This is a genomic window from Dactylosporangium maewongense (assembly GCF_039531485.1).
GTDB classification, from domain to species: Bacteria; Actinomycetota; Actinomycetes; order Mycobacteriales; family Micromonosporaceae; genus Dactylosporangium; species Dactylosporangium maewongense.
On sequence record NZ_BAAAQD010000010.1, the window covers coordinates 176,624 to 191,158 of the forward strand.

The 14,535-nt window shown below is 72.9% G+C and carries 9 protein-coding genes; 7 read left to right on the plus strand and 2 right to left on the minus strand.

What is annotated here, in order from left to right; translation table 11 throughout:
• The first annotated feature begins 9 nt into the window (after positions 1-9).
• The 7 genes from ABD332_RS25335 to ABD332_RS25365 all read left to right on the plus strand — a co-directional run bounded on the left by ABD332_RS25335 (position 10) and on the right by ABD332_RS25365 (position 11,088).
• Positions 10-2,109, plus strand: coding sequence for an alpha/beta fold hydrolase (locus ABD332_RS25335; protein WP_344504590.1), 2,100 nt, complete (start codon positions 10-12; stop codon positions 2,107-2,109).
• A 5-nt stretch (positions 2,110-2,114) separates the two neighbouring features.
• Positions 2,115-3,278, plus strand: coding sequence for a nucleotide disphospho-sugar-binding domain-containing protein (locus ABD332_RS25340; protein ID WP_425552282.1), 1,164 nt, complete (start codon positions 2,115-2,117; stop codon positions 3,276-3,278).
• Positions 3,254-3,526, plus strand: a complete 273-nt coding sequence (locus ABD332_RS25345; protein ID WP_344504591.1) for a DUF2277 domain-containing protein — start codon at positions 3,254-3,256, stop codon at positions 3,524-3,526. The genes ABD332_RS25340 and ABD332_RS25345 overlap by 25 nt, the downstream gene beginning before the upstream one ends.
• Before the next feature lie 159 nt (positions 3,527-3,685).
• Positions 3,686-7,615 carry a choice-of-anchor D domain-containing protein gene (locus ABD332_RS25350; protein ID WP_344504592.1) on the plus strand — a complete coding sequence of 1,310 codons (3,930 nt, stop codon included), beginning with the start codon at positions 3,686-3,688 and terminating at the stop codon, positions 7,613-7,615.
• Between the two features lie 242 nt (positions 7,616-7,857).
• Complete coding sequence (locus tag ABD332_RS25355; protein WP_344504593.1) at positions 7,858-9,120, plus strand: ABC transporter substrate-binding protein; 1,263 nt, start codon at positions 7,858-7,860, stop codon at positions 9,118-9,120.
• Positions 9,117-10,085, plus strand: a complete 969-nt coding sequence (locus ABD332_RS25360; RefSeq protein WP_344504594.1) for a carbohydrate ABC transporter permease — start codon at positions 9,117-9,119, stop codon at positions 10,083-10,085. The genes ABD332_RS25355 and ABD332_RS25360 overlap by 4 nt, the downstream gene beginning before the upstream one ends.
• 97 nt (positions 10,086-10,182) lie before the next feature.
• Entirely contained in the window at positions 10,183-11,088 is a 906-nt protein-coding gene (locus ABD332_RS25365; RefSeq protein ID WP_344504595.1) for a carbohydrate ABC transporter permease, read from the plus strand.
• 1,297 nt (positions 11,089-12,385) lie between these two features.
• Here the strand turns inward: ABD332_RS25365 and ABD332_RS25370 are convergent.
• Together ABD332_RS25370 and ABD332_RS25375 are read right to left on the minus strand one after the other, a co-directional pair.
• Positions 12,386-13,276: a hypothetical protein gene (locus ABD332_RS25370; protein WP_344504596.1), complete on the minus strand. Its 891-nt coding sequence runs from the start codon at positions 13,274-13,276 to the stop codon at positions 12,386-12,388.
• Positions 13,273-14,517: an alpha/beta hydrolase family protein gene (locus tag ABD332_RS25375; protein ID WP_344504597.1), complete on the minus strand. Its 1,245-nt coding sequence runs from the start codon at positions 14,515-14,517 to the stop codon at positions 13,273-13,275. Before ABD332_RS25375 ends, ABD332_RS25370 begins: the two co-directional genes overlap by 4 nt.
• Positions 14,518-14,535 lie beyond the last annotated feature (18 nt).

Below are 14,535 nucleotides of genomic sequence, written 5' to 3' on the forward strand. Positions count from 1 at the left end.
CGTGATGCGGTGACCACGGTATGTGACGATGTGCTGGAGACCGCCCGGGGTGCCGTGTCGGCGCTGCGCGCGCTGCCGCCGCCGGCCGCCGACACCGGCGTCCCCGTCGTCCTGTGCCCGGGCCTGATCGGCTCCAAGGAGGACTTCCTCCCGCTGCTGCCGGCCCTGGCCGCCGCCGGCTACCGCGCCTACGCGTACGACTACCGCGGCCACTATCACGACGACCGCACCGACGACCACAGCATCCGCCGGCACGCCGAGGACCTGATCGCCGTCCTGGACGCCGTCGGCGGCGCCGACCCGCCGCACGTCGTCGGGCACTCGTACGGCGGGTTCGTGGTCCGGGCCGCCGCGCTCGCCCAGCCGCGCCGGCTCGGCTCCGCCGCGTTCATCGGCAGCGGCCCCGGCATGGACGGCCCGAAGCACCGCAAGATCCTCGGCGGCTTCGACCACACGCTGTCGCTGGAAGGCAACGCCGTCATGTGGCCGGTCGTGCGGCGGCTCGTCCCAGAGGACGACGTCGCCCGGCGCGAGTTCTGGCGGACCCGGCTGCGGCTGATGCGCCCCGCGTTCGTCCGCGGCGCCCTCGCCGCCCTGGCCGGGGAGTCCGACCGCGCCGGCGAGCTGCGCGCCACCCGGCTGTCGCTGCTGGTCATGCACGGGCACCGGGACCGGAAGCTGTGGTCGGCGGCCGAGTTCGCCGGTTACGCCGAACGGGCCGGCGCGACCCTCGCGGTCATCGACGGCGCCTCGCACAGCCCCAACCTCGAGCGGCCCGGCGTCACCGCCGAGGCGCTGCTGCGGTTCTGGGCCGGGACCGACCGGCGGCGCGCCCTGCGGACGTTCGTGGACCTGGTCCGCCCGTCCGCGCACGCCGACCCGTACCCGGCCTACGAGCGCCTGCGCCGGGTCGCCCCGGTCCTGCCCGTGCAGCTGCCCGGCAAGACGGAGGCGGTGGTGCTCACCCGGTACGCCGACTGCGCCCGCCTCCTGCAGGACGCCGCGTTCGTCAGCGCCGGCGAGGCGCCCGAGCTGCTCACCCCCACCTGGCGCGACCACCGGCTCGTCCGCTGCCTCTACCAGTCGTTCGGCTGGCGGGAAGGCCCCGCGCACCTGCCGCTGCGCACCGCCCTCGCCCGGCGGCTCACCCCGCGCCGCTGTCCCGTGCAGCAGGCCGACGTCGTCGCCGTCGCCGCGTCGGTACTGGACGACTTCGCCGCACAGTTGGCGGGCGGGGCGACGGTCAACCTCGCCGACGCGGTCGCGGTGCCGTTCGCCTCGCTGGTCACGGGGCGGCTGCTGGGCATTCCGGACGCCGACGCGCTGCGCCTCGGGGCCGCCGCCCGCGCCGGGAGCGCCGCGTTCGAGCCGTTCATGACGCCCCGGCAGCGCGCCGCGATGGCCGCGGCCGGCGACACGATCATCGACACCCTGTCGTCGCTCGCCGGCGACGGGCTCCCCGGGCCGGCCCACGAGCAAGGGCTTCCCGGGTCGGTCCGCGAGCAAGGACTTCCCGGGTCGGCCCACGAGCAAGGCCTCCTCGGGCTGGTTCGCGAGCACCGGCCGGGCGGCGGGGAGCAGTACCAGGGCGACCTCGCCCTGCTCTACGGCGCCGCCTACGACTCCCCGGCGAGCCTCATCACGCTCGGCGCGCGGCTGCTGCTGGAGCACCCCGCGCAGGCGGCGGCGCTGCGCGACGACCCGGCGCTCGCCGACCGGGCCGTCGAGGAGATCCTGCGCTTCGACCCCCCGGTGCAGGTGGCGGTGCGGATCGCGACCGAGCCGTGCGAGTTCGGCGGCGTGCCCGTCCCGCCCGGCACGGCGCTGCTCGGCATCCTCGGGGCGGCCAACCGCGACCCCTCGTACACCGGGAACCCCGACGCGTTCGACATCACCCGGCGCACCGCCCGGCCGCCGCTGTCGTTCGGGACCGGACGGCACTACTGCCCCGGCTCGGCCCTCGCCCGCACGCACGCCCGGGTGCTGTTCCCCATGCTGCTGCGCCGCTTCCCGGGCCTGCGCCTGGCCGGCCCGCCGCGCTTCCGCGCGCCCGGCACGATGCTGCGCGGCATCGAAGATCTCCCCGTCGTGAACCGAGAGGCATGCTGATGCGGGTGCTGTTCACCATCAACCCGGCGCCGGGGCACCTGTACGCGCTGGCGCCCCTGGCGTGGGCGATGCACCTGCGCGGCCACGACGTCCTCGTCGCCGCGCCCCAGTCGATGGGCCAGCAGATCCGCCGGGCCGGGCTCAGCCACGTCGTCGTCGGCGGCGACGCGTCGTTCTTCGAGCTGTGGCCGCCGCACCTGCGCCTCGGCGGCAACGACACCCTCGACCTCGCCGTCTTCGCCGCCATCGCCGAACGCACCGGCCCCGACGTCGTCGCCCTCGCCCGCGCGTGGCGGCCCGACCTCATCGTCACCGAGCCCGTCGAATACGCCGCGCCCCTCGCCGCCACGCTGCTGCGCATCCCGTGGGTGCTGCACCACTGGGGGCTGCCCGTCCCCGACGCGGTCCACCGCGCCGCGCTCGCCGACATCGCCGACCCGCTGCTGCGCCTCGCCGACACCCTCGGCGTGGCCCAGCCGACCGACGCGCCCCTGGCGACCGTGGACACCTGCCCGCCGTCGCTGGGCCCGTCGTCGGCGGATCCCGGTGTACGGCTGCCGATGCGGTACATCCCGTACAACAGCGCCAGCACGCTGCCGGAGTGGCTCTTCGCGCCGCGCGTGCGCCCCCGGGTCTGCGTCTCGATGGGCACCGTGCCGATCCCGGAGGGCGTCGACGGGCTCACCGCCGCCGTCGAAGGCATGCGGGACCTCGACATCGAGGTCGTCGTCAGCGGCGCCGGCGTGCACGGCATCGAGGACCTGCCGGCCAACGCCCGCCGCGCCGGCTGGCTGCCGCATCACGTGCTGCTGCCGACCTGCGACCTGTTCGTGCACCACGGCGGCTCGGGCAGCTCGATGGCCGCGCTCGGTGCGGGCCGTCCGCAGCTGGTGCTGCCGCAGATGTGCGACCAGTTCAGCATCGCCGACCGGCTGACGGCCGCCGGGGTCGCGCGCACCGTCGCCTTCGCCGACCGGTCCCCGGCCGCGGTCCGCGCCGCCGTCCGGGCGCTGCTCGCCGACTCCGCCGTCACCCGCCGCGCCGGGCGGATCCGCGACGAGATCGCCGCCATGCCCGCGCCGCCGGACGTCGCCGCGACCCTGGCGGGTCTGACGGCCGGCCCGCGACCTGGCATGGTGGAGGCATGTGCAGGAACATCCGGGTACTGAACAACTTCGAGCCGCCGGCGACCGAGGACGAGATCGAGGCCGCCGCCATCCAGTACGTGCGCAAGGTCGCCGGCATGACCCGCCCCTCGCAGGCGAACCAGGCCGCGTTCGACGCCGCCGTCGCCGCCGTCACGGCCGCGACCCGCGAGCTGCTGGGCCAGCTCGTCACCAACTCGCCGCCGCGCGACCGCAAGATCGAGGCCGCGAAGGCGAAGGTCCGCGCCGCCGAGCGCTACGGCCCCCGCTGAATCCTGTTCGACCGGCCGCTTTGGCCGGTCGCGCGGCAGTTCCAACGTTGACATAGGGGCGTCGCAAAATTTCATAGGGCAGTCAGCATCTTGCGGTGAAGGATCGACCAAGTTACGGTTCGATCCTTCATCGTTGCCGTTCCCCGCCAGGAGCGTGTCATGCGTCGTGCCCTCATCCGCCTTCTGCCGGCAGCGCTGACGCTGTCCGCATTGGTGGTCATCGCGCCCCAACCGTCCAATGCCGACATCACCACCGTCTCGGTCGACAACCTGCGCACCGGCTGGGACAGCAACGAGCCCGGCCTGGCGCCGTCGGCCGTGTCCGCCTCCGACTTCGGGCAGCTGTTCTCGGCGACCGTCAACGGTCAGGTGTACGCGCAGCCGATCGTCGCCGGTGGCACCCTGATCACCGTCACGGAGAACAACTGGGTCTACGGGCTCAACCCGGCGACCGGCGCCGTGAACTGGTCGCGCAGCGTCGGGCCGGCGTGGCCCGCGTCGGCGATCGGCTGCGGCGACCTGGTGCCCAACATCGGCATCACGAGCACGCCCGTCTACGACCCGGCGACCAACGCCGTGTTCTTCATGGCGAAGGTCAACGACGGCCCCGACGCCGACCACCCGCACTTCTACCTGCACTCGGTCAACCCCGCGACCGGCGTCGAGCGGGCCGGCTGGCCGGTGACGATCCAGGGCTCGCCGACCAACGACCCGGGCAACACGTTCAACCCGAAGACCGCCGCGCAGCGCCCCGGCCTGCTGCTGCTCGACGGCGTCGTCTACGCCGGGTTCGCCAGCCACTGCGACTACGGCCCGTACGTCGGCTACGTCGCGGGCGTGCGCACCACGACGCCGCAGATGACGACGCTGTGGTCCACCGAGGCGGGCCGCAGCAACGGCATGGCCGGCATCTGGCAGTCCGGCGGCGGCCTCGTCTCCGACGGCCCCGGCCGGATCATCGTCTCCACCGGCAACGGCGTCTCGCCCGCGCCCGGCCCCGGCACCAGCCCGCCCGGCACCCTCGCCGAGTCGATCATCCGGCTGCAGGTCAACGGCGACGGCTCGCTCACCGCGAAGGACTTCTTCAGCCCGTTCAACAACAGCCGCCTCGACCAGGACGACACCGACTTCGGCTCCGGCGGCCCGATGGCGCTGCCCGCCGGCTTCGGCACCCCCGCCCACCCCAAGCTGCTGGTGCAGACCGGTAAGGACGGCCGCGTGTACCTGCTGGACCGCGACAACCTGGGCGGCAACGCGCAGGGACCGGGCGGCGGCGACGCGTCCGTCGGCCCGCCGGCCGGGCCGTACAACGGCGTCTGGGGGCACCCCGCGTTCTGGGGCGGCGACGGCGGCTACGTGTACCAGGTCGAGAACCAGGGCTTCCTGCGCGCGTTCAAGTACGGGGTCAACGGCGCCGGCCTGCCCGTGCTCACCTCCGCCGGGACCAGCGCGTCGACCTTCGGCTACACCTCGGGCTCACCGGTCGTGACGTCCACCGGTACCACCTCCGGAAGCGCCGTCGTGTGGGCCGTCTACAGCGACGGGTCCAGCGGCGCCAACGGCCAGCTGCGCGCCTACGACGCGCTGCCGGTCAACGGCCGGCTCAACCTGCGCTACAGCGCGCCGATCGGGGTCGCGACCAAGTTCGTCACCCCGGCGACCGACGGCGGGCGGGTCTTCGTCGGCACCCGCGACGGGCACCTCATCGGCTTCGGCCGGCCGACCACGGCGGCGCTGACCAGCGGGCCCACCGACTTCGGCAGCGTCGAGGTCGGCAGCACCGCCACCGCGACCGTCACCGTCACCGCGACCCGCGCCGTCTCGATCACCGCGATCGCGACCGCCGCGCCCTTCGCCGCGACGGTGCCCACGCTGCCGGTGAACCTCACGACCGGCCAGACCCTGGCGGTGCCGGTGCGCTTCACGCCGACCGCGACCGGCGGCGTCAACGGCAGCCTGACCTTCACCACGAGCGCCGGCACGGTCCCGTTCGACCTGCACGGCGTCGGCACCCGGACCGGGCTCGGCGCGACCCCGTCGACGCTGTCCTTCGGCACCGTGCCGACCGGGGCCAACAAGACCCTCGGCGTCAGCGTGACCAACACCGGCACGTCCGCGGTGACGATCACCGGCTTCACGCCGCCGGCCGCGCCGTTCACCGCCACCGGCGTCCCCGCCACCGGCACGACCCTCGCCGCGGGCGCCTCCGTGTCGGTCTCCGTCCGGTACGCGCCTGTTGCTTCTGGGGCGGCGAGCAGCACGTTCATCGTCACCAGCAGCGCCGGCTCCGTCACCGTCCCGGTCACCGGCACCGCCGTCACCGGCGCGCCGCAGCTGACGATCACGCCCAACCCGGTCCAGTTCGGTCAGGTGCCGGTCGGGCAGACGGCGACCGCGGTCTTCGACATCGCGAACACCGGCAACATCACGCTGACCCTGACCAAGGCGGCGCCGCCGGTCGGCGCGTTCAACACCACCACGCCCGTGTCCGAGGGGCAGCAGCTGTCGCCCGGCGACATCATCCACCAGACGGTGACGTTCACGCCCACTACGCAAGGGGCGCAGTCGGCGGTGTACTCGATCACCGGCGACGACGGGCAGGGCGCGGTCCTCGTGCAGCTCACCGGCACCGGCGTCACCGCCGGCACCACGAATCTGGCGCTGGGCAAGCCGGTGACCTCGTCGAGCGCGCAGGGCGGCTACCCGGCGACCAACGCGGTCGACGGCGACGTCAACTCGTACTGGGAGAGCGCCAACAACGCGTTCCCGCAGTGGATCCAGGTCGACCTCGGCACCACCTCGACGGTCGGGAAGGTGACGCTTCGTCTTCCGCCCGCCGCCGCGTGGGCTGCCCGGCGGCAGACGGTCGCGGTCCTCGACGGCGCCACCGGTGCGATCCTCCGGCCCGCGGCTGACGTGGTGTTCGACCCCGCTTCTGGGAATATGGCGGACATTCCGGTCACCGCCTCGGTGCGCTACCTGCGGCTGCAGGTCACCGGGAACACCGGCTGGCCGGCCGGGCAGGTGTCGAGCCTGGAGGTGTACGGATCCGGCGGCGGGACCCCCGCGCTGACGCTCAGCCCGACGTCGCTGTCGTTCGAGGACACCACGGTCAACGACAACAGCGACTGGCAGACGGTGCTGGTCACCAACACCGGCACCGGCCCGGCGACGGTCTCCGGGATCACCGCCACCGGCGACTTCACCCGGACGACCACGTGCGGCGCGGTCATCGCCGCCGGCGCCAACTGCACGGTCACCGTCACCTTCCACCCGGCCGCGGCCGGCAACCGGACCGGTTCGCTGACCGTCGCGTACGGCGGCTCGTCGGCCTCGGTGGCGCTGTCCGGCAAGGGCGTGTCGGCGGGCACGGCGACGCTGACCGCGAACCCCGCGTCGCTCAGCTTCGCCGCCACGACCGTCGGCTCGTTCAGTGGGGCGCAGGCCGTGACGATCAGCAACACCGGCACCGCCGCGGCGTCCGTCGCCTCGATCACCGTCGCCGGCGACTACACGATCGCGAGCGGCTGCGGCACGTCGATCGCGGCCGGGGCGAACTGCACCGTCAACGTCACCTTCCGGCCCACCGCGACCGGCACCCGGACCGGCTCGCTGACCGTCACCTACGGCACGTCCACGCTGAGCGTGGTCCTGTCCGGGCAGGGCGCCTCGGCGAGCGGGCAGAACCTGGCGCTGGGCCGGCCGACCACGCAGTCGTCCAACACCCAGGCGTACGGCTCCGCCAACGCCGTCGACGGCAACGCCAACACCTACTGGGAGAGCGTCAACAACGCCTTCCCGCAGTGGATCCAGGTCGACCTCGGCTCGTCCGTGTCCGTCGGCAAGGTCACGCTGCGCCTGCCCCCGTCGACGGCGTGGGCGGCCCGCACGCAGACGGTGACGATCACCGACGGCGCGACCGGCGCGATCCTCCGGAGCTCGGCGGTCGTGGCCTTCGACCCGGCGACCGGAAACACCGCGATCCTCTCCTTCCCGGCGGGGAACGTGCGGTACCTGCGGATCACCATCACCGCGAACAGCGGCTGGCCCGCCGGCCAACTGTCCGAAGTGGAGGCATACAGCCTTTAGCCCACTGCTGTTTGCCATCTGGCACGAATAGCCCGAGGTCGTGGTCTGACCTCGGGCTATTCGGCGGATCGAACCATACTTTGGGTTGTGATATAAGTCATCCGTGCGTCCTGGGTTATCCCCCGGATGACGCAGTTGATCGAACCGGACGTTCATCACCAAACGACTTCCGTGAGCACTAGGTTCACTCGACAACATGAGTGACCCGGATTCGCCCGCCAGCGAGGCCACGGAGGTTCGACGTGTGGAAGGGCCGCCTGGCCATCATCTCGCTGCTCGTCGTGTCATTGCTCGCGTCACTGTCGATGTTCACCGTCGGCGGTGCGAGCGACGACCAGCTCGAGGTCTACTCATGGTGGACCGGACCCGGTGAGGAGGAGGGCCTGGCCGCGATGGCCGAGGCCTTCGAGGCTTCCAATCCCGGCATCCGCTTCGTCAACGCCGCCGTCTCCGGCGGTGCCGGCTCCAACGCCAAGGCGATTCTGGCCAGCCGGCTGCTCGCCAACGACCCGCCCGACTCCTATCAGCGCCACGCCGGGCTGGAGCTGCTCGACGACGTCCGGTCCGGCAAGGTCCAGGACCTGACAACGTTGTACGAGGAGCAGGGCTGGCGGAAGGTCTTCCCGAAGGGCCTGCTGGACAACCTGACCATCGACGGCAAGATCTACGCCGTCCCGGTCAACATCCACCGCGCGAACCTCATCTGGTTCAACCCGCGCGTCCTTCGCGAGCTCGGCCTGGCGGGTCCGCCGAAGACGTGGTCGGACTTCCTGACCCAGGCCGCCGTCATCAAGGGCAAGGGCAAGGTGCCGCTCGCCGTCGGTCCTGAGTGGACCCAGAAGCACCTCATGGAGACCGTCCTGCTCGGCGAGCTCGGCGCCGACTCCTACGAGCGGCTCTTCTCCGGCGACCTCAGGTGGACCTCGCCCCAGGTCACGTCGGCGCTCGACATGTTCGGCAAGGTCCTCGCCAACTCCGACGTCCGCTCCGCGGCCGGCGAGTGGCAGCCGCAGCTCGACAGGGTCATCGAAGGCTCCGCCGTCTACGCCGTCATGGGGGACTGGAGCTCCTCCTACCTGGAGCAGTCGAAGAAGCTGCAGTGGCGCGAGGGCTACGACGTGGCCACCTCGCCCGGCACCGAAGGCGTCTACGACTTCCTCTCCGACTCCTTCACCCTCCCCACCGGCGTCCGCAGCCCTTCGTTGTCACGCAAGTGGCTCATCGAGTGCGGCTCCGCCGACGGGCAGAACCTGTTCAACCCCCTCAAGGGCTCCATCCCCGCCCGCACCGACGCCTCGGCCGATCTCTACAAGGGCTACCTCGGCTGGACCCTGCAGCAGTGGCGCGACCCGAAGACCCGCATCGTCGGCTCCCTCGCCCACGGCGTCGTGGCAAACAACGCCTACAACGCGGAGATCGACTCGGCGCTCGGCCTGTTCGTCCAGCACGGCGACCTCGGCAAGTTCGCCAGCACTGTGCAGCAGCAGTTCCAGGAGACGCGATGACCGCCCCCGTCCACGTGCCGCGGCACTCCAACGCACCGCCGCACGTCCCCTTCGTCCCGCCGCCGATCCGCCGCCGCAAGCACCGCGGCCCCGCGTGGCTGGCCGGGCTGCTCCTCGTCTCGCCGTCCCTGATCCTCATCGGCATCTTCGTCTACGGCTTCCTGGGCTGGAACGTCCGCGTCTCCTTCACCAACTGGCGCGGCCTCTCGCCCTCCTACCACTTCGTCGGCCTGTCCAACTACTCACGGTTGCTCCGCGACGAGCGCTGGCACGCCGACGTGCGCAACCTCGTCGTCTTCACCGTCGTCTTCGTCGGCGGCTCCCTCCTGCTCGGCTTCCTCATGGCCATGCTCCTGGACAAGGGTGTGCGCGGCGAAGGCTTCCTCCGCGGTGTCTTCCTCTTCCCGATGGCCATCTCCTTCATCGCCACCGCCATCGTCTGGCGCTGGCTGCTCGACAACGGCTCCGGCGGCGACACGGCCGGCCTCAACAAGCTCTTCACCGTCATCGGCCTCGACTTCCTGCGCAGCGACTGGCACAAGTCCGACTCCGTCTGGGCCATCGCGGCCGTCGCCCTCCCCGCCGGCTGGGCCCTCTCCGGCTACGTCATGGCCCTCTTCCTGGCCGGCATGCGCGGAGTCCCCGAGGCCCTCCGCGAGTCCGCCCGCCTCGACGGCGCCAGCGAGACCCAGGTCTTCTGGCACGTCGTCCGCCCCGCGCTGCGGCCCGTCACCTTCAGCGCCCTGCTCATCATGGTCCACATCTCGCTGAAGACCTTCGACCTGCTGTACGCCCTCGACCAGGGCAACCTCCGCATCGACACCCCGTCGCTCTACATGTGGTTCACCACCTTCGACGGCGGCTTCTACGACCGCGGCGCCACCATCGCCACCGTCCTCCTCGTCGGCGTCACCCTCGTGGTCGGCCCCTACGTCTGGTACGCCCTCCGCACGGAACGGCGGTGACTTCCATGCCAACCACTGCTCTGGGGCACGTCGTCCCGCTCCTGGTCCCGCTTCACGTCTCGCTTTTCGTCCTGCCTTTGGAACGGGGGTAGTCCGCATGGTCCGCGCCACCGCCACGGTGCCCCGGCACGTGGTCTCCGACCCGATCCCGCCCGCCACGTCGAAGGCCGCCGCCGGCAGCCGCAGCGTCGTGCGGTACGTCGTGCTGTGGGCCCTCGCGTGCTTCTTCCTGCTCCCCGTCTACGTTCTGGTGGTCACGTCCTTCAAGGACCCCGTCGACGTGTCGGCGACGCGGATCTGGGAGCTGCCGACGAGCCTGTCGCTCGACAACTTCGGCCTCGTCTGGCCCAAGCTCGCCTCCGGCTTCCGCAACAGCCTCTCCCTCGCCATCCCCGCCAGCCTGCTCTCCGCCCTCCTAGGCTGCGCCAACGGCTTCGTCCTGTCGAAGATCCGCTTCCCCTTCGCCAACGTCGTCTTCCCGCTGATCCTGTTCGGGATCTTCGTGCCCTACCAGGCCGTGATCATCCCCGTCTCGCAGACCATGACGGCGGTCGGCCTCCGCGGCGGCAACGACCCGACCGGCGGCCTCGCCGGCCTCATGCTCATCCACATCATCTACGGCCTGCCGATCACCACCCTCATCTTCCGCAACCACTTCGTCGCCATGTCCAACACGCTCCTCGAGTCCGCCCGCCTCGACGGCGCCGGCATCCTGCGCAGCTTCGTCGACATCGGCGTCCCCCTCGCCAAACCCGCCTTCGCCGTGGCGATCATCTGGCAGTTCACCTCCTCCTGGAACGACTTCATGTTCGGCGCCATGATGACCAGCCGCGACTCCTGGCCGGTGACGATCGCCCTCAACAACATCGCCGGCGGCCAGTCCGTCCCCTTCGGCCAGGCAATGGCCGGTGCCCTGCTCGTGAGCCTGCCCACACTCGCCCTCTACGTCATGCTCGGCCGCTTCTTCATGCGGGGCCTGCTCGCCGGCACCCTCCAGGACTGAACATGGGTGCCCCCGCCGCAGTTCCCCAGGCAGAATTCCCGATGCGCCACCCCCCGCCCAGCCGCGATGCTTGCCTCCGACCGGTTTCCGACCCAAGGAGGTCCCGAGATGAACGCCACCACACGCGGCTGGGCAGGCCCAAGCCTCACCACCGCCCCTGGGTGACCACGCTTCACCCCCGGCCGCGCCCCGGTCGACACACCCTTCGCCCCCGCGCCGCCAGGCCATCTCCGTGCCGCGGCCTGACCGGTGCGGCGCTAGAACCACGGCGCCAGCCCGGCTCATGTCGCGGCCCGGCCGGTACGGTGCCCGGACGACGGCGCCAGGCCAACACTCACCACGGCCTCGCCGGACCACAGTCGTGCCCCGGGGTTTGGCGCCTGGATCGTGGCGCCAGGCCGGCTTATGTGGCGCCCGCGCCGGTACGGCGCCTGTGCCACGGTCGCGGCCCGGGTCTGACGTCTGGGCCGCGACCGTAGTCCGACTCGTGTCGCGACCCCAGCTGGCGCGGCGCCCGGATCGCGGTGGCAGGCCGTTTGCTCGTCGCGGGCCCCAGCCGGCATGACGCCATCCCGCGGTTGCGACCCCAGGTCTGGCATCTGGATCGCGGTGGCAGGCCGTTAGCTCGTCGCGGGCCCCGGCCGGCATGACGCCATCCCGCGGTCGCGACCCCAGGACTGGCGCCTGGATCGCGGTGGCAGGCCGACTCTCGTCATGCCCCGGCCGGAATGGCGTCCCGACCCGCGGTGGCAAACCACCCCCGTCCCGGCCCGCGGTGGCAGACTCACCCCCTTCCGACCGCGGTGGCGGGCCCACCGTCGTCCCGGCCCGCGGTGGCAGACTCACCCCGTTCCGACCGCGGTGGCGGGCCCACCCCCGTCGTGGCCCGCGGTGGCAGACTCACCTCCTTCCGACCGCGGTGGCGGGCCCACCGTCGTCCCGGCCCGCGGTGGCAGACTCACCTCCTTCCGACCGCGGTGGCGGGCCTACCCCCGTCGTGGCCCGCGGTGGCAGACTCACCTCCTTCCGACCGCGGTGGCGGGCCTACCCCCGTCGTGGCCCGCGGTGGCAGACTCACCTCCTTCCGACCGCGGTGGCGGGCCTACCCCCGTTGCGGCCCGCGCTGGCAGGCCCATCCCCGTTCCGGCTGCGGTGGCGGGCCCATCCCGTCGCGGCCTGGTCGGCATGGCACCTGGCCGCGGGCGCTGCCGACTCCCTCGCGGCGCGGCGCGGCCGGCACGGCGCCCCGACCGCGGTCGCAGCTCCACGGCCGGCCGGTCGCCGACGCCCGCGGTGCTCAGGTGAGCTGGCGGGACTGGGCCGCATGACCGCACTCGCAACGGAACCCGAAGATCGCGCCTCCCACGCCGCCGAACTCGCCCGTCTGGAGCTGCCCGACGAACCACATCGGCCGGCCACAGCAGTCCGGCCACTGCGGTGACGCCTGCGACCACGCGGGCCGCCCACCGAGCCGCCCCACGTCGTCCCACCGGCGCTCGCCGGCCGGGGCGAGCCGCAACCGCGGCGGCTCCGGACTGCCGTCGGGCGGATAGCCGGGGCACGACTCGACGCGCTCCTCGTCGAACATCCCGGACGCCCAGCCGTAGCCGGCCCGCACGTCCTCGTCGGCGTCACACTCCGAGCAGAGGCTCATCACGAACGCATGCCCGCCGCCCCGCACGGCCGCCGGCAGCAGCGCGTCGCTCACCAGCAGCGGCACCGAGAGCGGCAGCGCGCAGCCCAGCCCGCGCGGATCCCCGAACACCGCTCCCGGATCGACGAACGCCTCCAACCGCGGATCCGCCGTGCGGGCCGTCACGATCGTCCGTGCCTGCGGCAGGTAGCGCCGCCTCGCCGGGCCGTCCGCCGGCACCCACACGCCCCGCGCCCCGCACATCTGGCGAACCGCGCCCGACGACCGGGCCAGCTGCCCCAGACGCGCCAGCGACCGGTCCGTGTCGGCCCCGAGCAGCAGCTCCACGCGCGCTGCGTCGAGGTCGGCGCGCGGCCGGTGCCGCCACGGCTCGACCGGCGGCGACCCGGCGACCCTGTCGGCGAGCCGGTCCACGAGCTCGTCGGGGGCGTGCTCCGAGGTCCGCCAGAACCCGGCCCGGTCGGCGGCGACGAGCCGGGCGACGGCCGCATCGGTGAAGTCCTCCAGCACCGCGCCGCGGTAATGCCCGCTCATGCCACGAACCCGATCTCCGGATACCGCGGCGACGCCGCGTCGAGCAGCCCGCAGTCAGCGCCGGATCCGCGCAGGTGCAGGCCGAAGAACGCGCCCACGTACGCCCTGACGACCGCGGCCACCCGCGGCCCGTCGATCGTCCCGTAGGCGTCGCCGGTCTGCGCGCCCGGCAGCGCCGCGAGCGTCGGGATCATTAGCACCGAGTCGTGGAACGCCAGGTGCCGCGCGCCGGGCATCCTCAGCTCGCGGTGCCAGCCGCGCAGGTGGTCGGCGAACACACCCCAGCCCGGCGTGTTGCCGCGGTCGGTGTCACCTGCCGCGAACAGCAGAAACGGCCGGTCGAGTCCCGCTGCGGCGTCTGTACCGTAGAAGGCGCCGTCGAGATTGACTCCCGCGCGGATCCGACGGTCGTCGTGCATCGCCTGGGCGGCGGTGGCGCCGCCGAGCGAGTGGCCGAGGGCACCGACGTGCGTCAGGCGCAACGAGCCGCGGGTCCCGGCCGGGAGGCGGCGCCGCTCGACGTCGGGATTGCCGCCGTCGTCGAGGGTCGCCAGACGGTCCAGCACGAACCGCAGGTCAGCGGAGCGGACCGCGACCATCTTCGCCGCGAACGTGTCGAACTGGGCCGGGTCCTCGATCTGCGCGATCAACGCCGTGATCGTGTTGGGCTCGACGCGGCCGCCGGGGAACTCGACGGCGATCGGGTCGTGGGTGTGGTCGACGGTCACCACGACGTGGCCGCGGCTGGCGAGGTCCTCCACCAGTGCCGCGCTGGAGTTGCGCCCGGCGCCATACCCGGGTGAGAACAGCACCACCGGCCAGCCGCCACGCCGCGCGGCGATCGGTGCGCCCGTGTGCGCGTGGGTGCGGACCGCTGCCAGGCCGGGCAGGTCCCGCTGGACGCCGCTGACCGTCTCGGCGAGGTCCCGGCCGACGGGCCCTGCCTCGGCCGGGGTCAGCCATGGTGCCGGTGGGCCGGCCGGATATGCGGCCGGATACCACAGCTGCACCATGAGCTCCCTGGGCCGGGCGGGCGCCATCCAGGGGTCGGTCCTCGCCGGGTCGACGAGATGCAGCGGCACCGTCCCGATCGGGTGCGGGCCGGTCGGCGCGGGCAGCCGGAACGCGGGCTTGGCGCCTCGCGGCGCGGCGACGGCGGGCATCGCGGGCAACACGGTCAGGCCGGCGCCCGCGGCGGCAGCCCCCAGCAGTCGGCGGCGGGACAAGTACAGGTGGCGCATGGCGAATCCTCTCGCTCG

Coding starts and splice junctions, on each gene's coding strand:
- ABD332_RS25345 (WP_344504591.1), top strand. CDS start 3,254: ATGTGCAGGAACATCCGGGTACTGAACAACTTCGAGCCGCCGGCGACC.
- ABD332_RS25350 (WP_344504592.1), top strand. CDS start 3,686: ATGCGTCGTGCCCTCATCCGCCTTCTGCCGGCAGCGCTGACGCTGTCC.
- ABD332_RS25360 (WP_344504594.1), top strand. CDS start 9,117: ATGACCGCCCCCGTCCACGTGCCGCGGCACTCCAACGCACCGCCGCAC.
- ABD332_RS25365 (WP_344504595.1), top strand. CDS start 10,183: ATGGTCCGCGCCACCGCCACGGTGCCCCGGCACGTGGTCTCCGACCCG.
- ABD332_RS25370 (WP_344504596.1), bottom strand. CDS start 13,276: ATGAGCGGGCATTACCGCGGCGCGGTGCTGGAGGACTTCACCGATGCG.
- ABD332_RS25375 (WP_344504597.1), bottom strand. CDS start 14,517: ATGCGCCACCTGTACTTGTCCCGCCGCCGACTGCTGGGGGCTGCCGCC.